This is a genomic window from Cupriavidus taiwanensis LMG 19424 (genome assembly GCF_000069785.1).
In the GTDB taxonomy this organism is placed as follows: domain Bacteria; phylum Pseudomonadota; class Gammaproteobacteria; order Burkholderiales; family Burkholderiaceae; genus Cupriavidus; species Cupriavidus taiwanensis.
On record NC_010530.1, the window covers coordinates 840,494 to 865,017 of the forward strand.

Annotated in this window: 21 protein-coding genes; 10 read left to right on the plus strand and 11 right to left on the minus strand. The window is 67.5% G+C overall.

The window, feature by feature from the left end; all coding sequences use genetic code 11:
- The first annotated feature begins 231 nt into the window (after positions 1-231).
- Positions 232-1,797: a galactarate dehydratase gene (gene garD / locus RALTA_RS19505; RefSeq protein ID WP_012355618.1), complete on the plus strand. Its 1,566-nt coding sequence runs from the start codon at positions 232-234 to the stop codon at positions 1,795-1,797.
- Positions 1,798-1,815: 18 nt separating this feature from the next.
- Here garD and RALTA_RS19510 read toward each other — a convergent pair whose 3' ends face one another.
- The gene (locus RALTA_RS19510; RefSeq protein WP_012355619.1) at positions 1,816-2,040 is read right to left on the minus strand and encodes a DUF3820 family protein; all 225 of its coding nucleotides are present in this window, start codon (positions 2,038-2,040) and stop codon (positions 1,816-1,818) included.
- Positions 2,041-2,098: 58 nt separating this feature from the next.
- On the minus strand, positions 2,099-3,034 hold the full coding sequence (locus RALTA_RS19515; protein ID WP_012355620.1) for a LysR family transcriptional regulator: 936 nt from the start codon (positions 3,032-3,034) through the stop codon (positions 2,099-2,101).
- Between the two features lie 86 nt (positions 3,035-3,120).
- Here RALTA_RS19515 and RALTA_RS19520 point away from each other — a divergent pair, with 86 nt between their 5' ends.
- Together RALTA_RS19520 and RALTA_RS19525 are read left to right on the plus strand one after the other, a co-directional pair.
- Positions 3,121-4,329, plus strand: coding sequence for a CaiB/BaiF CoA transferase family protein (locus tag RALTA_RS19520; RefSeq protein WP_012355621.1), 1,209 nt, complete (start codon positions 3,121-3,123; stop codon positions 4,327-4,329).
- Complete coding sequence (locus tag RALTA_RS19525; RefSeq protein ID WP_012355622.1) at positions 4,322-5,461, plus strand: acyl-CoA dehydrogenase family protein; 1,140 nt, start codon at positions 4,322-4,324, stop codon at positions 5,459-5,461. Before RALTA_RS19520 ends, RALTA_RS19525 begins: the two co-directional genes overlap by 8 nt.
- Positions 5,462-5,488: 27 nt before the next feature.
- Here the strand turns inward: RALTA_RS19525 and RALTA_RS19530 are convergent, their stop codons facing one another.
- The 3 genes from RALTA_RS19530 to RALTA_RS19535 all read right to left on the minus strand — a co-directional run bounded on the left by RALTA_RS19530 (position 5,489) and on the right by RALTA_RS19535 (position 7,017).
- Entirely contained in the window at positions 5,489-6,178 is a 690-nt protein-coding gene (locus RALTA_RS19530) for a ProQ/FinO family protein (protein ID WP_012355623.1), read from the minus strand.
- A gap of 167 nt (positions 6,179-6,345) precedes the next feature.
- Positions 6,346-6,573, minus strand: a complete 228-nt coding sequence (locus RALTA_RS29145) for a hypothetical protein (protein WP_012355624.1) — start codon at positions 6,571-6,573, stop codon at positions 6,346-6,348.
- A gap of 174 nt (positions 6,574-6,747) precedes the next feature.
- The gene (locus RALTA_RS19535; protein WP_012355625.1) at positions 6,748-7,017 is read right to left on the minus strand and encodes a hypothetical protein; all 270 of its coding nucleotides are present in this window, start codon (positions 7,015-7,017) and stop codon (positions 6,748-6,750) included.
- Positions 7,018-7,328: 311 nt separating this feature from the next.
- Here RALTA_RS19535 and RALTA_RS19540 point away from each other — a divergent pair, with 311 nt between their 5' ends.
- The 3 genes from RALTA_RS19540 to RALTA_RS19550 all read left to right on the plus strand — a co-directional run bounded on the left by RALTA_RS19540 (position 7,329) and on the right by RALTA_RS19550 (position 13,185).
- Entirely contained in the window at positions 7,329-7,940 is a 612-nt protein-coding gene (locus RALTA_RS19540) for a recombinase family protein (RefSeq protein ID WP_012355626.1), read from the plus strand.
- Between the two features lie 114 nt (positions 7,941-8,054).
- Complete coding sequence (locus tag RALTA_RS19545) at positions 8,055-9,023, plus strand: chemotaxis protein CheB (protein ID WP_050976500.1); 969 nt, start codon at positions 8,055-8,057, stop codon at positions 9,021-9,023.
- Between the two features lie 40 nt (positions 9,024-9,063).
- Positions 9,064-13,185, plus strand: coding sequence for a CheR family methyltransferase (locus RALTA_RS19550; RefSeq protein ID WP_012355628.1), 4,122 nt, complete (start codon positions 9,064-9,066; stop codon positions 13,183-13,185).
- A gap of 86 nt (positions 13,186-13,271) precedes the next feature.
- Here RALTA_RS19550 and RALTA_RS19555 read toward each other — a convergent pair whose 3' ends face one another.
- The 6 genes from RALTA_RS19555 to RALTA_RS19580 form a co-directional block, all read right to left on the minus strand.
- Entirely contained in the window at positions 13,272-14,147 is an 876-nt protein-coding gene (locus tag RALTA_RS19555) for an ABC transporter permease subunit (RefSeq protein ID WP_012355629.1), read from the minus strand.
- 10 nt (positions 14,148-14,157) lie between these two features.
- A complete protein-coding gene (locus tag RALTA_RS19560) occupies positions 14,158-14,934 on the minus strand; it encodes a taurine ABC transporter ATP-binding protein (protein WP_012355630.1) in 777 nt (258 codons plus the stop codon).
- 83 nt (positions 14,935-15,017) lie between these two features.
- Positions 15,018-16,025: a taurine ABC transporter substrate-binding protein gene (tauA, locus tag RALTA_RS19565; RefSeq protein WP_012355631.1), complete on the minus strand. Its 1,008-nt coding sequence runs from the start codon at positions 16,023-16,025 to the stop codon at positions 15,018-15,020.
- A 249-nt stretch (positions 16,026-16,274) separates the two neighbouring features.
- A complete protein-coding gene (locus RALTA_RS19570; RefSeq protein WP_012355632.1) occupies positions 16,275-17,255 on the minus strand; it encodes an ABC transporter substrate-binding protein in 981 nt (326 codons plus the stop codon).
- Positions 17,256-17,395: 140 nt separating this feature from the next.
- Positions 17,396-18,805 carry a hypothetical protein gene (locus RALTA_RS19575; protein WP_012355633.1) on the minus strand — a complete coding sequence of 470 codons (1,410 nt, stop codon included), beginning with the start codon at positions 18,803-18,805 and terminating at the stop codon, positions 17,396-17,398.
- A 341-nt stretch (positions 18,806-19,146) separates the two neighbouring features.
- Complete coding sequence (locus RALTA_RS19580) at positions 19,147-19,713, minus strand: hypothetical protein (RefSeq protein ID WP_012355634.1); 567 nt, start codon at positions 19,711-19,713, stop codon at positions 19,147-19,149.
- Between the two features lie 167 nt (positions 19,714-19,880).
- On the opposite strand from RALTA_RS19580, the gene RALTA_RS19585 reads away from it, so the two are divergent.
- From RALTA_RS19585 to RALTA_RS19600, 4 genes are read left to right on the plus strand one after another with little or no spacing between them, the layout of a single operon-like run.
- Positions 19,881-21,125, plus strand: coding sequence for a CaiB/BaiF CoA transferase family protein (locus tag RALTA_RS19585; protein WP_012355635.1), 1,245 nt, complete (start codon positions 19,881-19,883; stop codon positions 21,123-21,125).
- On the plus strand, positions 21,118-21,885 hold the full coding sequence (locus RALTA_RS19590) for an enoyl-CoA hydratase/isomerase family protein (RefSeq protein WP_012355636.1): 768 nt from the start codon (positions 21,118-21,120) through the stop codon (positions 21,883-21,885). The genes RALTA_RS19585 and RALTA_RS19590 overlap by 8 nt, the downstream gene beginning before the upstream one ends.
- 16 nt (positions 21,886-21,901) lie before the next feature.
- Positions 21,902-23,692 carry an acyclic terpene utilization AtuA family protein gene (locus RALTA_RS19595; protein WP_012355637.1) on the plus strand — a complete coding sequence of 597 codons (1,791 nt, stop codon included), beginning with the start codon at positions 21,902-21,904 and terminating at the stop codon, positions 23,690-23,692.
- Complete coding sequence (locus tag RALTA_RS19600; protein WP_012355638.1) at positions 23,689-24,516, plus strand: GntR family transcriptional regulator; 828 nt, start codon at positions 23,689-23,691, stop codon at positions 24,514-24,516. The genes RALTA_RS19595 and RALTA_RS19600 overlap by 4 nt, the downstream gene beginning before the upstream one ends.
- The last annotated feature ends 8 nt before the right edge of the window (positions 24,517-24,524 follow it).

Sequence of the window (24,524 nt, forward strand, 5' to 3'; positions counted from 1 at the left end):
CATCTCCGACGCAACGGTCATTTTGCAGTGCAGCACAGGCGCGCGGGACTGAAGCCTGATCGCATTCTATTTTCATATGTTGTCGTACAACACATGCAATTTATGCAGCATGAGCCATGCGGACGAGTCGGAGATATCGGGATAACCCTCGGTAAGCCCAGCGCGAAAGCAGATAGAATGTTGTCAGACAACGTAACACATGCTCCGGCATATTCGGAGCTGGGAGAAGACATGGCAGCAGCCACCACCGCGGCCCCGCAGGCGTCGCGTCCCCTCTACATCGCGATGCACGCCGCCGACAACGTCGCCATCGTCGCCAATGACGGCGGCCTGCCGGCAGGTACCGCGTTCCCGTGTGGCCTGGTGCTGAAGGAAGCCATCCCGCAAGGCCACAAGGTGGCGCTGGCCGACCTGCGCGAAGGCGACGCGGTGATCCGATACAACGTGGTGATCGGCTACGCGCTCAGAGACCTGCCGCGCGGCAGCTGGATCAATGAGCGCGTGATCCGCATGCCGGAGGCGCCAGGGCTGGAAAATTTGCCGGTCAGCACGCGCGTGGCGCCGCTGCCGCCGCTGGAAGGCTATACCTTCGAGGGCTATCGCAATGCCGACGGGTCGGTCGGCACGCGCAACATCCTGGGCATTACCACCACCGTGCAGTGCGTCGAGGGCGTGGTCGAGTTCGCGGTGCGCCGCATCAAGGAAGAACTGCTGCCGAAATACCCTAACGTCGACGATGTGGTGGGCCTGGAGCATACCTATGGCTGCGGCGTGGCGATCGACGCGCCGGACGCCGGCATTCCGATCCGCACCATCCGCAATATCGCGCTGAACCCAAACTTCGGCGGCGAGGTGATGATCGTCAGCCTGGGCTGCGAGAAGCTGCAGCCGGCGCGCCTGATCGGCGCCGGCACCATCCCGATCCAGAAGGCGGGCGAACCCGATGTGGTGTGCCTGCAGGACGAGCAGCACGTGGGCTTCGCCGCGATGATCGATTCGATCATGGTCACCGCGGAAAAGCACCTCGCGCGCCTGAATGCGCGCCGGCGCGAGACCTGCCCCGCGTCAGACCTCGTGGTAGGGGTCCAGTGCGGCGGCAGCGATGCGTTCTCCGGCGTCACCGCCAACCCGGCGGTGGGCTTTGCCACCGACCTGCTGGTGCGTGCCGGCGCCACGGTGATGTTCTCCGAAGTGACCGAAGTCCGCGACGGCATCGACCAGCTCACCGCACGCGCCGCCACGCCAGAGGTGGCCGAGGCGCTGGTGCGCCAGATGGCCTGGTATGACCGCTACCTGGAGCAGGGCCAGGTTGACCGCAGCGCCAACACCACGCCGGGCAACAAGAAGGGCGGCCTGTCGAATATCGTCGAAAAGGCGATGGGCTCGATCGTCAAGTCCGGCACCGGCCCGATCCACGGCGTCAGCGGCCCGGGCGAAAAAGTCACGCAGAAAGGCCTGATCTACGCCGCCACGCCTGCCGGCGACTTTGTCTGCGGCACGCTGCAGCTCGCCGCCGGCATGAACCTGCACGTGTTCACCACCGGGCGCGGCACGCCATACGGGCTGGCGGAGGTACCGGTGGTCAAGGTCTCCACCCGCAATGACCTGGCGCGGCGCTGGCACGACCTGATGGACGTCAACGCCGGCCGCATCGCCACCGGCGAGGCCACCATCGAGGAAGTGGGCTGGGAGCTGTTCCACACGCTGCTGGCCGTGGCCAGCGGGAAGAAGTCATGGGCCGAGCATTGGAAAATCCGCAATGCGCTGGTGTTGTTCAATCCGGCGCCGGTGACTTGAGGGTGGAGTGATGGCAGGCTACGGGTTGCCCCGCAACGGCTTCAGCAAATACGCCAGCCCGTTGTGATCCAGTTCATGCATCAGCGCTAGAAGCGCGCCGATCTGCCCCGGCGGAAAGCCTTCGCGCGCGAACCAGTTCAGGTAGTTGCCCGGCAGGTCGGCGATCAGCGTGCCCTTGTGCTTGCCAAAGGGCATGGTGACGGTGACAAGCCGTTTCAGGGCGTCGGCGTCGAAATCGGTCATGGGAGCAAGCAATGCGGAAAGCGCCACGCTACCACAGTGGCGCTGGCGATAACGGAACTCAGATAGCGCGTGGGCGCGCGCGGGCGGATGCGGCGGTTGCCTCTGCCACGGCGGCGCGCACGCATTCGGCCAGCAATTCCGACGCACGGGAGCGCGTGGCGCGCGCCGCGCGGGCGATCACCAGCGGCTGGCGCACGGTCTCTTCCCGTATCGGTTTTTCCACCACGGCGGCGATCTGGGATGACGCGGGTGCCTGCGTGATCAGCAGCGCCACGCCCAGGCCGTTGGCCACCATGCCGCGCGCCAGCTCCAGCGAGGTGGCGCGGTAGCGCACTTCGGGCTGCAGCCCGTATTGCCAGAACGGCGCCATCAGGAATTCGCGGCTGTGCGGCAGGTCGATCAGGATCAGCGGCTCCTGGGCCAGGTCGTGCAGAGAGAGGCTGCCGCGGCGCCGGGCCAGCCGCGAGCCGGCTGGCACCAGGCCGTAGGGCCGCAGCTCCGCCAGCCGTTCGCGCTCGAGGTCTTCGGGCATGCCGACGTCGTAGCTCAGCGCCAGCTCGATCTGCCCGCCATGCAGCCAGTCTTCCAGCTGGGCCAGGTCGCCCTCGACAAATCGCACCGCCAGGTTCGGATAACGCTCGCGCGCCATGCGCAGCACCACCGGCAGGTAAACCGGCGCCAGCGTGCGGAACACCCCGATCTGCACTTCGCCGGCCGCGCCGTCGCCGCTCTTGTCGACTTCGAACGCCGTGGCCGCGCCAAGGATGTGGCGCGCTTCGGCCAGCTTGCGCGCGCCAAAGCGGGTCAGGGTCATGCGCGCGCCGGCGTCGCGCGCGAACAGGGCTTCGTCGAACAGCGTCTCCAGTTCGCGGATGGCCACGGAGATGGACGGCTGCGAGACGTTCAGCAGCCTGGCCGCCGCCGTGGTGCTGCCGGTTTCCGCGGTCGCGGCGAAGTAGCGCAACCGCCGCAGCGAGATGCGGGAAACAGGCATCAGGAAATCCTATAGGCGCTAGTCGAATTCCATATTTTACTTGATAGGCTGCGGTGCGCAGAATCGAGCCACTGAAACGCAAGCCCATGCGCTTGCAAGCCATCGAGGAGCAAGCCTTGGACCCTTCCAGCCATTCCAACCTGCCGCTGGCCGGCATCCGCGTGATCGACTTTTCGCGGGTGCTCGCCGGCCCCTATTGCACGGCGCTGCTGGGCGACCTCGGCGCCGAGGTGATCAAGATCGAGCCGCCGGGCGGCGACGACTACCGCGCCGTCGGGCCCTTCGTGGACGGCAGGAGCGGGTTGTTCTCGGCGATGAACCGCAACAAGCAGAGCATCGTCATCGACCTGAAGACCGTAGCGGGGCTGGAACTGGCCCGCACGCTGTGCACGCGTGCCGACGTGGTGGTGGAGAACTTCCGCCCTGGCGTGGCGGACAAGCTGGGCATCGGCTACGAGGCGCTGCGGGCGCTGAATCCATCGCTGGTCTACGCCAGCGTGTCGGGCTTCGGCCAGACCGGGCCGGAGTCGCACCGGCCGGCCTACGACATCATCCTGCAGGCGATGTGCGGGCTGATGGACGCCACCGGCGCGCCGGACGGTGCGCCGACCATGCTTGGCGAGGCGGTGTCGGATGCGGTCAGCGGGCTCTTTGCCTCGTGGGGGGTGCTGGCGGCGCTGCTGGCGCGCGAGAAGAACGGGCGCGGCACGCATGTCGATGTGTCGATGTTCGACGCCACGCTGAGCCTGAGCGCGACGCTGGTCGCGCGCTACGCCGCCACCGGGCGGGCGCCGCAACGGGTGGGCAACCGGCATCCCTCTTCCGCGCCGTTTGGCGTGTACCGCGCCGCGGATGGGTTCTACGTGGTGGCGGTGCTCAACAACAAGCTGTTCCACACGCTGGCCGAGACCATCGGCTGCCCGGAGATGGCGCACGACCCGCGCTTTGCCGATGACGAGTCGCGTTGCCGCTTCGAGCCCGCACTGCGCGCCGGCCTGGAAGCGTGGTCGTCCGGTCGCACCGTCGCCGAGGTGAACCGCCTGCTGGGTGCGGCGGGTATTCCAGTCGCGCCGATCCGCAATGTCAGGCAGGCGCTGGAGAGCGCGCATGCGGTTCATCGGGGCCTGCTGACCGAAGTGGCCGGGCCGGATGGCAGCACCATGCGGCTGCCGTCGCAGCCGGTGAAGTTCTCGGGGTATGGCCCCAACCGCGTCACCCCCGCACCCGAGCTGGGACAGCACACCGAGGCCATCCTGGCCGCGCAGGAAAACAGCAAGGAGACACAGCATGCTTAAACGACTGGGCGTCGAGCCGGCCGACCTGGAAATCGCCGATGCCATCGGCCGCTTTGCGCAAAGCGAACTGGCGCCGAAGGCGGCAGAAGTGGACCGAGCGGAGCTGTCCACCACGCGCTATGTGCCGCAACTGGCCGAATTGGGCCTGATGGGGATGAACTTGCCGGAACGCTGGGGCGGCACGGAGACGTCGCCGGTGGCGTTGATCCTGTCGCTGGCGGAAGTTGCCAAGGCCTGCGCTTCGACATCGTCGATGCTCGGCGCGCACTACCTGGCCACCGATTCCATCCTGATCGGCGGGGACGACAGCCAGCGCGCACGCTACCTGCCCGACGCGGCGGCCGGGACGCGGCTGGGCGCGTTTGCGCTCACCGAGCCGCGCGCCGGGTCCAACCCGGCCGACATGGCCACGCGCGCCACGCCGGAAGGCGATGGCTACCGGCTGCGTGGGGTCAAGCACTTTATCTCCAATGCCGAGGCGGCGGACTTTATCGTGGTCTATGCCAAGACCGACCCGGCGGCGGGCACGCGCGGCATCAGCGCCTTCGTGGTGGAGCGCCACAGCGACGGCGTGCAGGTGGCGCCGGCGGAGAAGCTGATGGGCATCCACGGTGCCCCGGCGCATGAGGTGGCGCTGGACTGCTTCGTGCCTGCCGCCAACCGCCTGGGGCCCGAAGGCACGGGTTTCCGCACCGCGATGAAAGTGCTGGACAACAGCCGGCTCGACGTCGCCGCCACCAGCCTGGGCATTGCCGAGGCGGCGCTGGCCTGCGCGGTGGACTGGGCCCGGCAGCGCCAGGTTGGCGGCGAGCCGCTGGCGCGCAAGCAGGGCCTGCAATGGATGTTCGCGGACATGCGCACGCGGCTGGAGGCGGCCTGGCTGCTGACGCTGCAGGCCGCGGCGCGGCGCCGCGACGGCGAGCCCTTTACCGAGCAGGCGTCGATGGCCAAGCTCTATGCGTCGGAGATGGTGGGGTTCGTCACCGATGCCGCGCTGCAGATTCACGGCGGCTACGGCTTCACGCGTGAAATGCCGCTGGAGCGGCTGGTGCGCGACGCGCGCATCCTGCGCATCTACGAAGGCTCGTCGGAAATCCAGCGGACGGTGATCGCGCGCGCGGTGCTGGGATAGGCGCCGCCGGAAGGCCGGCGGCGCGGGTCAGTGCGTTTCGGGGGTGTCAGGCGTAGCCGGTGCCGGTGCCTCGGCAGGCGCCGCGACTGCTTCCGCCGCGGCCGGAGCGGCGGGCGCCGCCGTTGCAGCAGGCGCGGCAGCCTTGGCCTTCTGGCGTGCGGCGCCGGCGCGGCGCGCCTTCAGTTGCTGGGCGCGCTTGGCATCCGCCAGCGTGACCACGCCGGCCTCGTTGCCGTCCAGATCCAGCCGCTTGGCGCCTTCCACCATACACGACCAGTAACGGGCGCCGCTGCACCAGGTGCGGATCGCCTCGCGCAGTTCCGCCTCGTTCAGGCCAAGCTTTCCAGCATGCTGGGTCAGGTCTTCGAAGGTACCGATCTTCAGCGGCACTTTCGGGGCCGGGTTCTTGGGGAAGGCCTTGGGGAAATGCTTCTGCAGCCGGGCAATGGAATGCACTACCGGATCGACCTGTTTGCCCGGTGCGGCGGCCGGCGCCGCACGGCGGCCCCTGGCGTCCGCGGGTACGTCGGTACCCGCCCCGGCACGCTCGCCGTCGCGCGGACGGTTCGGTGCGCCCTTCGAGGCGCCCTTGGACGCGCCGGTGGTGGCGCCGCTGGCCGCGCCCTTGCGCGGGCCCTTGCGCTGGCCCTTCTGTGATTCGGCGGCCGCCTTCTTGGCGAGTTGGTCCCTGAGTGCTGCCAGTTGTTCGAAGCCCATGATGTCTGCCGTTGTGTGAACCGGGATTGTATCAAGGCCGGGCAGCCAGGCGCCGGCCCTCACGGGGCGCTCCCCCCCGCGATGGCCGGCCAGCGCGGAACAGGGCAGGGGAGGGCGACGCTAGCGCCGGTGGACCGTCCGGTCGCGGCCGATGCCTTGCATGGCGGTCATGCCGGCAGGTTTGCGCGGGCGCCGTATCGGGAAACCCGGCAACTGGCAGCATGCGGACCCATGTAAACGAGGGCCGCGGCCGGGAATCGCGCAGTATGGGCCTCCATGCTGGCGAAAGAGTCAAAGCCGGTCACGCCGCCTTTGGATCCGTCGTCAAAGACCGGCGTCGCATACCATCTGCCGCACAACGGCCCCTGCAGGATGAACTTGACGATATTGGGCACATCCGCTCCTGGTTTAGAGGCACCATGCCTGCCTTGTAGGCTCCACTTTCCGGAAGTTCAGTTAACCACCGTCGTTCCCGCGAAGGCGGAACCCAGTGACTTTAAAAGACGCTGGATTCCCGCCTGCGCGGGAATGACGGTAGTGTTTGATGCCTTAACTGAACGGTATTGGGGCTACCGGCTGGTCATTGGGGTCGGCCGGGCCGCCTTGCGCTGGGCGCCGCGGATGTCGGTGTAGCCCTGCTCCCGCATATCGATCCAGACCTTGCCCCAGGCAATGCCTTCCGCCATGGCGCGTTCCAGGGTCCGGTGGCAGCCGAGCGGCCCTGACTGAATCACGGTCTCGCCATCGCGCTCGACGGATACGGATGCCTCGAACAAGGCATCGGCCAGCGGGCGGGCATTGCCGCGCACGACATAGCCAAAATAGTGCTGTGTGGCCATCGCTGCTCTCCTTGTCTACCCGTCCTTGTTCGGCCTCACGCCGGGGGCATCCTGTTGCATCGAGGCCAGGCGGGTCGCCTGCATCGTCTTCCCTGCAATGCTAGCGAACCCGAATCCCCGACGGGGAATGGGCGGGCTGTACGGAATCATGGCTTTCGTACTCGAAAAATGGCCTTGACTCCTTGCCCATAGCCGCCGGCACAGCGTTGGCTTGATGTACATTGCCTGCATTGGCTGCGCGCGTGCGTCAGGCACGTCCGTGGCAATGCGGTGATCGGACCTCCTCGCCACAGCCCTGTACCGGCCCTGTCATGCCATCGACATTCATCTATTCGAATCGCGCCCGCAATCCCGAGGCAATGGAGGCCGAACTGCACATTGCCGATCGCGCGGGATATACCGTGGACCTGCACCGGGCCTTCTGGGAGCACGAGCCGCCCTCGGTGCTGGTTGCTGACCGGCCCAGGCTGCAGGCGATGATGCGGCAGGTCCGCCGGGGCGACGTGGTGGTGGTGATGGCATTGCGCTGCCTCGGGTCCACCGTGGCCGAGACGCTGGAAACCATCGGCAAAGTGCGGCGGCTGGGCGCAGCGTTGCATTGCCTGCAGCTTGGCCCTGACGACCTGGCAAGCGCCACGCCGCCCGAAGCGGTGAAAGTCCTGCGTGCCGCGGCATCGCTGGACGGCGCCACGCGCAGCGCACGCATCCGCGAGAGCCTGGCAGCGGCCAAGGCGGTCGGGCACCCCGTCGGCCGCCCGCCGAAACACACGCCGGAACAGCGCGATGCCATCCTTCGCGCCCTGAACGCCGGGGAATCGGTCAGCGCCGCCGCCAGGCGATTCGACACCACGCGCCAGACGGTAATGCGGATTCGCGCCAGCGCCGGCGCCACTCCGCCGACAGCCGAAGCCGCCAAGGCCTGAACCGGCGCAGCGGCGCGCGCCACCCTCCGCAAGCCGCCCTCGGTACGGCCGGTATTGCGCTTGGAACGAGACTTGCGTGAAGCGAGATATTCACTCGCGGATGGCGGAGGTCTTATGATGCGCGACACCGTTGTGGTCGGTACCTCCTCCGGGGGCGTCGACGCCTTGCGCGAACTCGCGGCCGGTCTGCCGGCCGGCTTCGACGCCGCCATCCTGGTGGTGCTGCACATCGGCGCGAATCCCAGCATGCTGCCGCAGATGCTGGCCCGGGCCGGGCCCTTGCCGGCGCACCACGCGCGCAATGGCGAAGCGGTACTACCGGGGGTCATCTATGTCGCGCCGCCCGACCATCATCTGATGATCGACGGCGAACGCACCGTGCTGCGGCGGGGCCCGAAGGAGAACTTCGCACGTCCCGCCATCGACCCGTTGTTCCGCAGCGCCGCGGTGACCCGGCGCAGCCGTGTAGTGGGAGCAATCCTGACCGGTCAGCTCGACGATGGCACCGCGGGCTTGCAGGCGGTGCACCAGTGCGGCGGGATCACCATCGTCCAGGACCCCGACAGTGCCTATGCGCCGGACATGCCGCGCAATGCGCTGAGCGCCGTTTCTCCCGATTTCGTACTGCCGCTGGCTGCCATTGCCCCGCAGCTCGCTCAGCTGGCGGGAACAACGGCCCATCCGGCGCCCGAGCCGCCACCGTCGCTGCTGCTGGAATATGCCATGTCGGTGGGCCCGACCTCGGTCGAGGCGGTGAAGCAGATTGCGCTGCCTTCGGCGCTCACCTGCCCGGAGTGTGGCGGCACGCTGTGGGAGATGCGCGGCGTGGTGCCGCCCCGCTTCCGCTGCCACACTGGCCACACTTTCGGGCTTTCCACGCTGCGCGATGCGTGCAAGAACGCGCTGGAGCACACGCTTTACGATGCCTTGCGTGCCCTGCACGAGCAGAATGAACTTTATACACGTATTGCGGCGTATTATATGCAAACGGGGGACGTTGACGTTGCCCGTCAGTACACCGACGCAGCTGGCCGCGCAGCAGCGTCCGCGAAGCGCATAGAAGGCTGGCTTCGCGAGAGCTAGCGCGCTGTCTGGCCGGCGCATTCCATTTCATCCTGCAGCAATGGCCAGTAAACACGAACGTTCCTTGCCGAGCCAGCTCGCCTTCCCCGTGGTGGGGATTGGCGCTTCGGCTGGAGGCATCGAAGCCCTGATCCAGATCTTTGAAGGCTTGCCAAGCACGACCGGCGCAGCCTTCGTGCTGGTGTTGCACCTGGCCCCCGACCATGCCAGCCACCTTGCCGAAGTCCTGCAGTCGCGAACCGGCATGCGGGTCCAGCAGGTCAGTGCTCCGATGCCGATCGAGGCGAACCAGGTCTATATCATCGCGCCGAACCACAACCTCACCATGGTGGACGGCTATCTGCGCGTGACCCCGCAGGAACCAGGCCCAAAACGCAGCACGGCAAACATCGACCTGTTCTTCCGCTCGCTGGCGGAGGCACACCGGGAGCGTGCCGTGTCGGTGGTGCTGTCCGGCGCCGGTTCAGACGGCTCGGTCGGGCTGACCCGCGTGAAGGAGCTGGGCGGCATCGCGATCGCGCAGGAGCCCGAGGACGCCGAGTATTCGAGCATGCCGCGTTCGGCGATCAGCACCGGCGTGGTCGACTTTATCGTGCGCGCCAGCGACATTCCGCAGCGCCTGCTGGACCTGTGGAATGCCAGCAGCCACATCCGGCTGCCTGAGGCGCTCGACGAAGACGGTGGTACCCCGGCCGAAGCCGCGCCGCAGTCCGAAAGCAACGAGCGGGCGCTGCGCGAGATCATGGTCATCCTGCGCACGCGTACCTCGCACGATTTCCGGCATTACAAGCGCGCCACGGTACTGCGCCGTATCGAGCGCCGGCTGCAGGTCAACGGACTGACCGACCTGCAGCAATATCGCGACTACCTGCACCTGCATCCCGAGGAAACGCCCGCGCTGCTGCAGGACATGCTGATCAGCGTGACCAACTTCTTCCGCGACAAGGAAGCGTTCGACGCGCTGCGTGCGCAGGTGCTGCCGCAGCTGTTCGAGAACCGCACCGAGGGCGAAGTGATTCGCGCCTGGACCCCTGGCTGCGCAACCGGCGAAGAAGCGTATTCGCTCGCCATGCTGCTGCATGAGGCATCGGCGCAGACCGCGGAGCAGGTGCGCTTCCAGGTCTTCGCCACGGATATCGACGAGCGCGCCGTGGCCATCGCCCGCAACGGCCTGTACCCGGAGCCGATCGTGGCTGACGTCGACCCGGCCCGGATCCGCCAGTTCTTTACGAAGGAAGCTGCGCACCTGCGGGTGCGCAAGGAATTGCGTGAGCGTGTACTGTTCGCGCTGCACAACGTGCTGAGCGATCCGCCGTTCTCGCGCCTGGACCTGATCTGCTGCCGCAACCTGCTGATCTACGTCGACCGAGACGCCCAGGCTGATATCCTGCGCACCTTCCATTTCGCCTTGCGGCCCGGCGGCTATCTGTTCCTCGGCAACTCCGAAGCGGCCGACAGCGTCAGCAATCTCTTTTCCGTGGTGGACAAGAAGGCGCGCATCTACCGTGCCAACGTCGCGGTGCGCTCCGACACCCCCATGCCGATGGCCATCGCCGGCATGGCCGCGGCGCGCAATCCGGTCTCGGTGCTGCCTGCGCCAGGCAAGCGCAAGTTTTCCTTTGGCGACCTGCACCAGCGGCTGATCGAGCAGCATGCGCCGCCGAGCGTGCTGGTCAGCCGGGAATCCGAGATCGTGCATCTGTCGGATCGCGCCGGACGGTTCCTGCAGTACGTTGGCGGCGAACCGTCGCACAACATCATTGCGGTGGTGCGGCCCGAACTGCGGCTGGAGCTGCGCACCGCCATCTACCAGGCCCTGCAGACCAACCACAGTGTCGAAGCCCGGCGCGTGCTGCTCGAGCGGGACGGCAAGCACTTCTTCGTCAACATGACGGCGCGCCCGGTGCACGACGTCGAAGCCAATGGCGATTTCGTGCTGGTGCTCTTCGACGAAGTGGAAGACAGCATGAGCGCCGCGCCGACCGGCCAGCCAGGAGAAGAGCGCGATCCGATGATTGCGCAGCTGGAGCGGGAGCTGCAACGTACCAAGGAACAGCTGCAGGCCACGATCGAACAGTCCGAGACGTCGACGGAAGAGCTGAAGGCCTCCAACGAAGAGTTGCAGGCGATCAACGAAGAGCTGCGCTCGGCCACCGAGGAACTGGAAACCAGCAAGGAAGAGCTGCAATCGATCAACGAGGAGCTCACCACCGTCAATGCCGAACTGAAGTCGAAGGTCGAGGAAACCGGCAAGATCAACGATGACCTGCAGAACCTGATTACCGCCAACGATATCGGCACCGTGTTCGTCGATCGCAGCATGTGCATCAAGCGGTATACCCCACGCGCGATCGATGTGTTCAGCATCATTCCGTCCGACATTGGCCGCTCGTTGCTCGACATCACGCACCGGCTCGAATACGACAAGCTCGCCGACGACGCCGCCGAGGCCTTCGACTCGCTGCGCCTGATCGAACGCGAGGTGCGCAGCAACGATGGCCGCTGGTACCTGGCGCGCTTCCTGCCTTATCGCACCACCGAAGACCGCATCGATGGCGCGGTGCTGTCCTTTATCGACATCACCTCGCGGCGCGCCGCCGAGGAGCGCCTGCGCGAAGGCGAGAAGCGCATGAACATCGTCGCCGAGAGCACGCGCGACTACGCCATCATCACCTTCGACGACCAGGGCCGCGTCACCAGCTGGAACACCGGCGCCGAGCGCATCTTTGGTGTCGGCGAAGCCGATATGCTGGGCCAGCCGGCGGAGACGCTGTACACGCCGGAAGACCGCGCCGCGGGCGTGCCGAAGGAGGAACTGGCGCAAGCGCGCATGTATGGCCGCATCGAGGAAGACCGCTGGCACGTGCGCAGGGACGGCAGCCGCTTCCGTAGCACCGGCGTGCTGTCCCGCCTGGACAAGGGCGGCGTCAGCGGCTTCGCCAAGATCCTGCGCGACCTGGACGAGCTGGCGCTGACGCGCATCGCCACCCGCCCCGCGTCAGGCAGCGAGGTGGCCGGCACCCGGGGCCCGGGCAACGAATCGCTGGAAGGGCGTGCCGAACGGCTGCGCGATGAATTCCTCGCTGTGGTGTCGCATGAGCTGAAACATCCGCTCAACCTGATCAGCGCCAGCGCGGAACTGATCAGCCGCGCGCCCGACGCGCGCGCCAGCGACGTGATCCAGCGCGCCGCGGCGACCATCCGGCGCACGGTGATGGGCCAGGCGCATATCATCGACGACCTGCTCGACATGTCGCGGCTGCGTACCGGCAAGCTGTCCATCGCCCATGCGCCGCTGGACTGGGCGGAGGTGGTCGACCGCGTCTGCAGCGCGATCGAGGAAGAGGTCGCACGCAAGCAGATCGTGCTGGAGCGCTCGCTGCCGGATGGTCCGGTGATGATCGACGCGGACCTCACGCGCATCGAGCAGATCGTGTGGAACCTGGTGAGCAACGCCATCAAGTACACCAGTGCCGGAGGGCTCATCAACGTGTCGCTGACGCGCACCGATGGCACGGCGGTGCTGGCGGTGCGAGACACCGGCGCCGGCATCGACGCGCAGAGCTTGCCGCATATCTTCGACATGTTCCGCCAGGGCGCCGCGCCGACCGCGCGCAAGGGCGGGCTGGGCATCGGCCTGTCGCTGGTGCGGGAACTGGTCACCATCCAGGGCGGGACCGTACGGGCCGAGTCGGAAGGGCAGGGCAAGGGGGCGTTGTTCACGGTGTCCTTCCCGGTTTGCGCCAATGTCCTGCTGAATGCCGACGCCACGCAGACGTCGGCACGGCCGCTGCAGGACACGACCATCCTGCTGGTCGACGACGATTCGGGCACGGTGGAGACCTTCAAGCTGCTGCTTGAAATGGAGGGCGCACGCGTCAGCGTGGCCACCAGTGCGCAAGACGCCCTGCGCCAGCTTGAGACGATGCGGCCGGACCTGCTGTTGTCCGACATCGGCATGCCGGACATGGACGGCCTGGAGTTTATCAAGGCCATTCGAAACAACGAGCGGCTGAGCACGCTGACCGCGTTCGCGCTGAGCGGGTACGGCCGGCCCGACGATATCCGGCGGTCGATGCATGCGGGCTTCGACGCCCATCTGACCAAGCCGGTATCGCTCGATGCGCTGATCAACGCCATCGATGAACTGCGCGCCAGCTAGCGCGCTGCCTGACGCAGGAAGCGCCCCGATGCCGGGGCGCAGCACACGAGGGAGGGCATGGCCAGGCATGGGCCATGCCGCCCGGCTCACATCCTGCCCTTCCAGGGGACCAGCCACCGGGCGAGCTTGCGCATCAGCAGGTCGAACACATAGGCGATCAGGCCGATCAGCACGATGCCCATGATCACCACGTCGGTACGCAGGAAGTTGGAGGCGTTGAGCACCATCTGTCCCAGCCCCGCCGTGGCCGCCACCATCTCGGCGGCGACCAGCGTGGTCCAGCCGAAGCCGATGGCAATGCGCATGCCGGTCAGGATATCGGGCAGCGCCGCGGGGATCACCACGTGGCGCACCACCTGCCACGGGGTCGCGCCCATCGAGTACGCCGCGTTGATCTGCTCGATGGTGACCGAGCGCACGCCCGCCTGCGCCGACATCGCCAGCGGCGCAAAACAGGCCAGGAAGATCAGCAGCACCTTCGAAGTCTCGTCGATGCCGAACCAGATTACGATCAGCGGCAGGTAAGCCAGCGGCGGCAGCGGGCGGTAGAACTCGATCGGCGGATCGAAGATGCCGCGGGCGATGCGCGACACGCCCATCATCACGCCGATCGGCACCGCGGTGGCGACCGCCAGCGCGAAAGCCCCGAACACGCGCAGCATGCTCGCCGCGAAATGCTCGGTCAGCGGCTGGCCGCCCTGCAGGTTGCCCTGCCAGGCGTCGATGAACGCAGTGAAGATGGACTCGGGCGTGGGCAGGAACAGCGGCGGCAGCCAGCGCAGGTGGCTGGCCAGCCACCATAGCGCCAGCAGCAGCACCACGGTGATGGTGGAAATGCGCGAGCTGGACCCTTCTCCAGGCAGGCGGTAGCCCGACACGGTCTTCATGGGGCGGCTTGGCGCGGCCGCGGAGGCCGCAGGGGCATGCGGCGGCGGCTCGATGCGTTGGACGGTAGCGGGCATCTGGGTCTCCTCAGGCGGTGGCATGGATCAGGTCGACGATCTCTTCGCGGTAGCGGATGAACTCCGGGTCGGACTTGACCGCGCGTGCGTCGCCGCATTCGATGAAGCGGCGCGCGAACGGCAGTTCATAGGTGTGCGCAATGCGTCCGGGCGAGGGCGTCATCACGATCAGCCGCGTGGCCAGGAACAGCGCCTCTTCCACGCTGTGCGTGATGAAGAAGACGATCTTCTGCTCGCGCGCCCACAGCTTCAGGATCAGCGCCTGGATCGACTCGCGCGTGAGCGCGTCGAGCGCGCCCAGCGGCTCGTCCATCAGCATCACCGCCGGATCGCAGGCAAGCGCGCGCGCGATCCCCACGCGCTGCTGCATGCCGCCCGACAACTGGTAGACCGGCTTGGCGGCAACGCTTTCCAGCCCGACCGCGGCCAGCTTTTCATGGGCGATGCGCAGCCGCTCGGCGCGTGCCACGCCGCGCAGGCGCAGGCCCAGCGCGACGTTGTCCTCGACACTGAGCCATGGCATCAGCGCATGCTTCTGGAACACCACGCCGCGTTCGGCGCCGGGGCCGTGCACGGGCTTGCCGCTCAGCCGGATCTCGCCTTCCGACGGCTCCATGAAGCCCGCGATGCAAGACAGCAAGGTGGTCTTGCCGCAGCCCGAGGCACCCAGCGCGACCACGAAATCGCCGCGCTCCATGGTGAGGTTGACCTGCGACAGGGCCAGCGTCTTCGCGCCGCCGGCCGTGCCATAGTTGACACTGACATTATCGATTTCGAGTTGGTACATGGTGGGCTTCCGCAACAGGATCTCCGGGACCGCCGCACAAAAAGGGGCGCGCGGCGGCCAGCTTCAGCGACAGGCGTGCGTGCTCAGCGCAGCGCCCGCTTTGCCCATTCCGCGTTGACGCCCGGGCCGTAGTCCGGCAGCACGGTCTGGATGGTGCCCTGCTCCTTGAGGAACTGCGCCGCCGACTGCAGCGCGCGCGCCGCGCCGCCGCCAAGCCAGCGCTCGGAGACCTGTTCCTGCAGCGTGGGGAAGCTGTACAGCGCCATGCTGGCGGGCACGGTTTCGGGCTTGGCGCCGGAGACCTTGGCCACGGCCTTCACCATGGGCGAGTCCGCGGTCCACGATGCCTTGTTCTTGCGGTAGTTTTCATCCGCCGCGGCCAGTACGCGCACCAGCTTGACCATGAACTCGGGGTTCTCGCGCGCAAACTTCTTGTTGGCGATCATGCCGTCGAAGGTAGCCTTGCCGGTGTCGGCGGCGATCTGTCCCGAGGTGGTCAGCACCGTGCCCGACTGCTTGAGCTTGGCCAGCACCGGATCCCAGATGAAGGTGGCGTCGATATCGCCGCGCTCCCAGGCGGCGGCCACCTCGGGCGGGCGCATATTGACGATGCGCACGTCCTTCGGGTTGATCTTGGCGCGCTCGAGTGCGACCAGCGTGTGGTAGTGCGTGGTCGATACGAACGGCACGCCGATGCGCTTGCCCTTCAGGTCGGCAACGCTGGCGATCTTGCTGCCGTTGCGCGCGACCATGGCCTCGGCCGCGTTGATGTCGTCCAGGATCCAGAACAGTTCGACATCCAGTCCTTGCGACAGCGCCGACGCGATCGGCGAGGTGCCGGCTTCGCCGATGGCGATCTGGCCCGAAGCCATGGCGCGGATCACGTCGCCGCCGCCGCCGAACTGCCGGAACGAGACCGTATAGCCGGTCTGCTTTTCCAGCTCCTTCATGTCCTGTGCATAGCGCCAGGGCACGACCATGTCCTGGTAAGCAATCACTACATTCTTGCTCTGGGCCTGCACGGCCGGTGCGGCCGGTGCCAGCGCCGCCGCCAGGGCGAAATACATCGCGATCTGCCTGATCCACCGCATGGTTGTGCTCCTCGGATGAGAAATGGGTTTGGGGGTGACGGCTTTATAGGTGAGCCCGATTCCGGTCCTATAGGACCAGTTGCCGCCATTCGGTGGGGCCAGAACCGGCCGCGCACGCACAGGCCGCGCCGGGCCGCGGGGAGCGGTGGCGCGGGGCTGTGTCAATCATGGAATTCCTGTGCCGGCCGCGGCCGGCGCCGGGGTCTGGCCAGCGCCGCTTGCGGGGTCGACGCGCCGGGGCCGGGGCGCTCAGGCGCTCAGGGAGAACCCGGAGTCGAAGGTCTGCCGCACATCGAGCCGTTGCCTGATCAGGCCGGATTTGAGGTAGAAATCCGCCGTGCGCTGCTGCTCGGCGATCAGTTCCGCGTCGATGCCGCGCCACTGCGTGCGACGCCGCTCGAACTGCAGCCGTGCCGCCTGCGGCGAGATGCCGATGATGCGGGCCAGCGTTGCCGAGAACTCGGGCACATGCTGGTAGGACCACTGCTGCGCGCGCACCACGCGGTGCAGGAAGTCTTGCAGCAGCGGGCGCTTGGCCGCCAGCGCCGCGTCGGTCGCGGCCAGATAGCTAAGCCCGGACCACAGCCCGCGGCCGCTGACCAGCACGCGCGCGTGCTGGCTGGTTTCCGCCATCGCGGTATAGGGTTCCCACGTGGCCCAGGCATCGATCGAGCCGCTGCTCAGCGCCAGCTTGGCATCCGCGGGTGGCAGGAAACGCAGGTTGGCGTCCTCCGGCTTCAGCCCAGCGGATTCCAGCGCCTTGAGCGCGATCAGGTGCCCGATCGAGCCGCGGTTAGTGCCGATGCTCTTGCCTTTCAGGTCCGCCGCTTGCCGCAGCGGCGAGTCGGGCCGCACCAGCACCGCCGTGCCATAGGGGTCCGAGCGGTTCGCGCCGATCAGCCGGATGCGCGTGCCGGCGGCCAGCGCGAAGATGGCCGGCGCATCTCCGATCGGGCCGCTGTCGACCGCGCCCGCGTTCAGCGCCTCGGCCAACGGAGCCGCGGCGGGAAACTCGGTCCATTGGATGTCGTAGGCCAGTCCCTCGAGCGCGTTGGCGGATTCGAGCAGGGCGCGCAGGCCGCCCTTCTGGTCACCGGCCTTCAGCACCGGGCGTCCCTGGGCGTGCGCATGGCCGGCGGCGAACGTGGTGAAGGTGAGGAGGGGGCCGGAGGCAAGCGCGGCCGTGGTGGCGGCGCCGCGGCGCAGGAACTGGCGTCGGGAAGCGGTCATGGTGTTCGGGGAGTTCGGCGAATTCAATATCGGAACCCCCAAACCTACGCGGACCGCGCCCGCGCACCAACGAATAAATCCGCGCTTCGTTATGAGGGCATGCGGAGGGCATGCGGAGGCAAGGGCCGCCGCCGCTGGGCTCAATCGAGTCCGGTGGACTCCGCCGGATCCCGTTGCGAACGGATGTCCTCCGGACTGAGCAGGATATAGCCCAGCGACTTGAGCAGGTGCACGGCTTCCAGTTCGGCGTCGAGATACACCGGGCGCTCCGGGCCGCGCGGGCGCTGCGCGGCCGGCGGCCATGGGGCGTTGCCGGGCCCGGCCAATGACGCCAGCGGCGCGGTATCCTGCAGCCAGCGCGCGGTCAGGATGCGGCAGTGCTCGAGGTTGGGCTTCCACGACACGTCGACGGCGGCATTGAACCTGCCGGTGCAGAGATGCAGCCGCTTCAGGGCTTGCAGCCAGCCGGCGAAGGCCTCGGGCTCGGCGGGCTCGTAGCCTCGCAGCAGGGTTGCAAGGCAGTCCTGCGCCGTGCCGCCGCCGAGCGCCGGATCGTCGTCGAGCACGGCGATCTCGAGCGCCACGTGCTTGCGGCCATCGTGGTCATAGATGGTGCATTCGGCATCGACCACGCCTTCGCGCAGCAGCTCGCACAGCAGCGCCCAGGCCCTCGGATTCTTGTCGAGCCGGCTTTCCAGCGTGGGGTCGATGCGGCCGAGCAGTTCCGGCATGGTGCGCACCTCGCCGGACTGGACCGCCGCCGCGAAGGCCATCGCGTTGGCGGAAGGCCTGTCCCCATGTGCAATCCGCTGTAATGAAGCTTCCTTGAGCTCGCCGATTTCCGCGGCGGTGTCCACCGCGTGCATCCACGCATAGTCTTCCAGGCTGGCGCACAGCTTGCGCGCGGCGCGCGCCATCTGGCCAGCCAGCGACTGGACAAAACCGGTGCAAAGCGCGCAGCGGCATTCGAGCCGGCCGGCGTGCAGGAAGCCGGCATATAGGCGCTCCTGGTGCCCGCAATGCGGGCATTCGAGGGAAAAGCCGCCCTGGCGCACGGGCCGCTGCGAAGCCAGCAAGCCATCGACCTGATACTTCGCCCGGCCGCCGCAGCAGGGGCACAGCCATTGCAGCTTGTGCGCGCCGTCGCGCGGCGCCACGGCACGCTCGAACTGGCGCGCGATGGCGCTGCGTGGAATGCCCTGGGCGCGTCCGACCACATCGGCGCAATAGCTCCAGTAGCAGTACGAGTGGGCCAGGGCCGCCTGGTCGGCGGACAGCTGGCGCAATGCCGGCAACACGCACGGGCTGCGGCGAATCTCCGGCGCCAGGGCATCGATCAGTTCCGGCCCGCCCGGCATAGCGGCCTCGAGGGCGGTGCGGCTTTGCGCGACGAAATCGGGCACGTAGACCCGGCGGATGAAGTCTTCGTTCTCGAGCCAGAACAGGTGACCCGGAAGCGCTTCCAGTGCCTCGATGCCGTCCCTGACTTCGGTCATGCCGGCGCAGGCGAGGAACGTGAACGGCTTACTAAACAGGAATTGGTCTGTCATGTTGTCGTCAACGGCGCATCCCGCCCACGAGCCCCCACATGCTCGCGTGCGATCGATTCACCCCGTGACTCAGGCCAAGGCAATGCGCGGGAGGCGCCGGCCGTGCGGCGCGCTCCCCCGCTTGGGGGACTTGCCCCTTCTTGTTGTTCAGTTCGTGCAAATGCCGCGCGGATTTTTTGCCGCCGCATTGGCAAGCATAGGCGACACGGCGGCTTCGATCCAAAGGAATCGAGAAACGTTGCGCAATGGCCAGCCCGGCGCATCCACGGCGGGCAGTGATGCTCTCGGCGCCCCAAAGGCTCTGGCGAGACGGCCCGGTAGTCCGCGGCGCCGGCACGCCGCTACAGCGGCGCAGGCTGGGGCGGGGCCGCGGTGGCCGCCGCCGCGGGCTTCTTGCCGCCGCCGCTGTAGGCGAAGTACCTGGCCTTGGCACCCCTGGCCCAGTAAGCCACGGTGAAGTGCTTGCTGTCGCGCCCGTAGAGCAGTTCCAGGCTGCCATTGGCGGCGTTCCATTCGGCGTAGCCGTTCTCGGCCGCGCCCTCGGTCTTGCGCACGGCGGCGTAGCGCTCGTCGAGCTTCCTGCGCACCTCTTCCATGGCGGGGCGCTCGAACGTCATGGTGATCAACGCCACCGCATCCTGCGCATCGCAGTTCAGCACCACGCGCGACAGGCCAGGCAGATGGAAGCGTTCCAGGTGCTTCAGTTCCACCGTATCGCCGCCGGCCCATTCGGAGGTGCCGGTTTTTGCATGGTTCTGCGGCGGCGACAGGCGCGAGCACCGGGCCTTGCCCAGCTCCAGGCCCAGCGGCGCTGCGGTGTTGCCGGCGGCCTCGGGCTGGGCGGGAGAGGCTGCGTGGGTGGAGACGGACGCCAGCAGTGCGGCACAGGCCAGGATGAACGGCTTCATGTTAAGGCGGGAAAGGACTTTCAAGGTCTTGGTAAGAGTTGTCAGGGGGAATTCTAAGGCCTTCCAGTCGCCTGCCGTTCACCGAGGCGCTGACCGGGGCCTTGCATCTCCGAGCCGACTGCCATATAGTTCTATACATAGAACTATAGAAACAAATAGGAGCAAGGATGGAGACAAGTACCGGGGCGCTGGCTGGCGTCAGGGTCGTGGACATCACGGCGGTATTCATGGGGCCCTCCGCCACGCAGATGCTTGGCGACCTGGGGGCGGACGTGATCAAGGTGGAGCCGCCCGCGGGCGACAGCACCCGCGGCATCGGGCCCTGTGGCGAGGACAAGATGGGGCCGCTGTTTCTGGGGCTGAACCGGAACAAGCGCAGCATCGTGCTGGACCTGAAATCGCCGCAGGGGCGCGCAGCGCTGCTGCGGCTGGTCGAGGATGCTGACGTGCTGGCTTACAACGTGCGACCGCAGGCCATGCAGCGCCTGGGCCTGGACTACGAGACGCTGGCGCAGATCAATCCGCGGCTGCTCTATGTCGGCATGTTCGGTTTTTCGCAGCGCGGCCGCTATGCCGCCCACGCGGCGTTCGATGACCTGATCCAGGCCGCGACCGGCCTGCCGCAGGCAGTCGCCCTCGGAACCGGCGACATGCCCCGCTATCTCCCGCTGACCATCGCGGATCGCTCCGTGGGGCTCTATGCCTTCGGCGTGATCTGCGCCGCCCTCTATGCGCGCGAGCGTACCGGGCGCGGGCAGCGCGTCGACGTGCCGATGTTCGAAACGATGGTGCCCTACGTGATGGGCGACCATCTCTATGGCGAAACCTTCGTGCCGGCCAGGGGCGGATTCGGCTATCCGCGGCTGCTGTCACCCGAGCGCCGGCCTTACCGGACGCTGGACGGCCATGTCTGCTGCCTGATCTACCACGACCACCACTGGCGTGCCTTCCTGAAGGTCATCGGCAAGCCCGGGCTGTACGACAGCGACCCCCGCTTCGCCGACATCACCACCCGCACGGCCCACATTACCGAGCTCTATGGCATGGTCAGCGACGAACTGGCCAAACGATCCACGCAGGAATGGCAGGAACTGCTGAAGGAGGCGGATATCCCGGTATTTCCCATGCATACCTTCGCATCGCTGCTCGATGATCCGCACTTGCAGGACATTGGCTTCTTCCATGAGGACGATCATCCGGCGGTGGGCCGCATCCGCGCCATGGCCGTGCCCAGCGAATGGCACGGCACGCCGCCGGCGCAGCGCCGCCATGCGCCGTCCCTCGGCGAGCATAGCCGCGAGGTGCTGCGCGAAGCCGGCTACAGCGAAGCCGAGATCGACGGCCTGATGGCGTGCGGCGCCTCACGGCAAGCGCCGCCGGTATCGACGCCATCCGGAGCGAACCATGCATGAAGAACTCCTGAGCGAAGTCCGCGGGGAAGTACTCTGGCTGACGATCAACCGGCCCGAGCGCCGCAACGCCATCAATCCCGCGGTACTGGACGGGCTGCACGCGGGAATCGAGCGTGCCAATGATGACGACGGCATCCGCGCCGTGGTCATCACCGGCGCGGGCGAGCAGGCCTTTTGCGCGGGCGCCGACCTGCAGAGTGGCAAGTCCTTTGCGTTCGACTACGCGCAGCCGGGCCAGCGGCTTGCCGACCTGCTGCGCCGCGCGCGGCGCTCCAATGTGCCCCTGGTCGCGCGTGTCAATGGGGCGTGCATGGCTGGCGGCATGGGTCTGATGGCCATGTGCGACATGGCGGTCGCCAGCGATCGGGCCGTGTTCGGCCTGCCTGAAGTCAAGGTGGGCGTGTTCCCGGCGCAGGTGCTGAGCGTGCTGCAACACCTGGTGCCGAGGCGCGTGCTCAATGAGCTCTGCCTGTGTGGCGAGCCGCTGTCCGCGCAGGAAGCGCTGGCGGCCGGACTGGTCAACCATGTCAGCGCGGACCTCGACGGCAAGCTCGACTGGCTGCTGGGCCGGCTGCTGGACAAGTCGCCCGCGGCGATCCGGCGCGGCCTATATACGCTCAAGCACATCGACGCCATGCCGTTCGAGCAGTCGATGGCATTCACCGAGAGCCAGATCGGGCTGTTCGCCATGACCGAGGACGCGCGCGAGGGCCAGCTCGCCTTCCGCGAAAAGCGCAAGCCCAACTGGACTGGCAAGTAGGCAAGGAGAATGAACCATGCATGACAAGACCGTGCGCATCGGCGGCGCTTCCGGCTTCTGGGGCGACAGCAGCGTGGGCGCGCCGCAACTGGTGCGCCATGGCGAGATCGACTACCTGGTGTTCGACTACCTGGCCGAGCTGACCATGTCGGTGCTGGCCGCGGCGCGGCTGCGCAAGCCGGAGCTTGGCTATGCCACCGACTTCGTCACGGTGACGATGAAGAGCCTGCTGCGCGAGATCGTCGCGCGCAAGATCCGGGTCGTCAGCAACGCCGGCGGCATCAATCCGCAAGGCTGCGCGCAGGCGCTGGCGGCAATAGCCGCCGAGCAGGGCATCGACGTGCGCATCGCCGTGGTGGAGGGCGACGATGTCATGCCGATGGTGCCAGCGCTGCGCCAGGCCGGCATTGCGGACCTGCAGAAGGGGCTGCCGCTGCCGGACAAGCTGGTCAGCGCCAATGCCTATCTCGGCGCGCTGCCGGTCCGGCAGGCGCTGGACCAGGGCGCGCAGATCGTCATTACCGGGCGCTGCGTGGACAGCGCCGTCACCCTGGGCGTGCTGATGCACGAGTTTGGCTGGCAGGCGGACGATTACGACCGCCTCGCGCAGGGCAGCCTGGCCGGCCATATCATCGAATGCGGCTGCCAGGCGACCGGCGGCTTGCATACCGACTGGGAGCAGGTGCCCGACTGGCCCGACATCGGCTATCCGGTGATCGAGTGCCGCGCGGACGGCAGCTTCCTGGTGGGCAAGCCGCCGGCCACCGGGGGTCTGGTCAGTACCGCCACGGTGGGCGAGCAGGTACTGTATGAGATCGGCGATCCCGCGGCATACCTGCTGCCGGATGTGACCTGCGATTTCACGCAGGTCGCGCTGCGCCAGGCCGGCCCGGACCTGGTCGAAGTGCGCGGCGCGCGGGGGCGGGCGCCGGGGCACTGCTACAAGGTCAGCGCCACCTATCTGGACGGGTTCCGGTGCAATGCCCAGTTGACCATCGTCGGTTTCGATGCCGTGGCCAAGGCCGAGCGGACGGCCGAGGCGATTCTTGCCCGCACGCGCAGGCTGTTCGCGGAAAACGGCTGGGGCGACTACACCCGCACCCGGGTCGAAGTGCTGGGCGCAGAATCCTGCTTCGGGCCGCGCGCGGCCACCCGCCATACCCGCGAGGCCATCATGCGGCTGGCGGTCACGCATGCCGAGAAGGCGGCGCTGGAGCTGTTCGCGCGCGAGATCGCGGCAGCCGGGACCAGCTGGGCGCCGGGCACCACGGGGTCGGGCGGGGGACGGGCCAGTCCGTCGCCGTCGATCCGGCAATACGCATTCCTGCTGGACAAGGCTGCGTTGGCGCCCACGGTGGTGATGGATGGCGTGCGGACCGCCGTCCCCGTTCCCGCCGGGCGCAAGGCGGAAGAGGACGCCGCGCCTGCTGCGGCGCGCGAGCCCGTCGCCTGTGCCGAGCCGGCCCGCGGCGACTGCATCGAGGTGCCGCTGATCCGGCTGGCCTACGGGCGCAGCGGCGACAAGGGCGATATCTCCAATATCGGCCTGATGGCACGCCGGCCGGAGTACCTGCCCGTGCTGCGCGCCGAAGTCACCGCCGGCAAGGTGGCCGACTGGCTGAGCCACCTGGTGAAGGGAAGCGTTACACGCTACGACTTGCCAGGCTTCGACGCGATGAACTTCGTTTGTGAATCCGCGCTTGACGGCGGCGGCATGGCATCGCTGCGCAATGACCCGCTGGGCAAGGGCATGGCACAGATCCTGTTGACCATGCCCGTGCGTGTACCGCGGAGCCTGCTGCCATGACGCGCGCCACGGCAAATACCGCCGCCAATGACGGCATTGCGCTGAGCGACGACAACGCCGGTGGCGTCACCCGCTACCGCCAGCTGGCCAGCGTGCTTCGCCACAAGATCGTCTCGGGCGAATATCCGGTCGGGCACCAGCTGCCTACGGTGGAGCATCTTGCGCAGACCTATGGCATTGCCAAGGTTACGGTAAGGCAGGCCTATGCCCTGCTGACCGAAGAGGGGCTGATCAGCAGCCAGCGCGGGCGCGGCACGCACGTCATCATGGCGCCGTCGGGTCCGGGCGAGGGCATGCGCTCGGCCATCAATGATGTCTCGGTCGGCGCCAGCGATCTCGAAATCCGCATCCTGGAAAAGCGCAAGGGCGTGAGCCTGCCTCCCGGGCTTGCCACTTGCGGCGTGCTGATGGACCGCTATGTGATGCTGCGCAAGCTGCATGTGCATGACGGGGTGCCGTTCTGCCTGATCGACCTGTATGTCGCGGAACCCGTGTTCGCCAGGTTCCCTCGCGGCGCCGAGCAGCACCACAAGATTGCCCACCTGCTGCGGCAGCAACTGGGCGACCGCCTTGGCATGATGCGCCAGACCATGACCGTGGAACCGGCCGACGCCATGCTGGCGCGCGCGCTGGACTATGCCTTCGCGGCACCGGTGGCGCGCATGGTCCGAACCACGCTGGATGTCGATGGCAACGTGCTGACGGCAGGGCGTTTCTGGTATCGCGGCGACCGCTTCATCCTGGATGTGGAAATGCCCGCCCAGCTCACCGAGCGCTACCCCGAACTGGCCATACCAAAAGCTGCCCCCCGGGAAGAGGACTAGTCAGGATA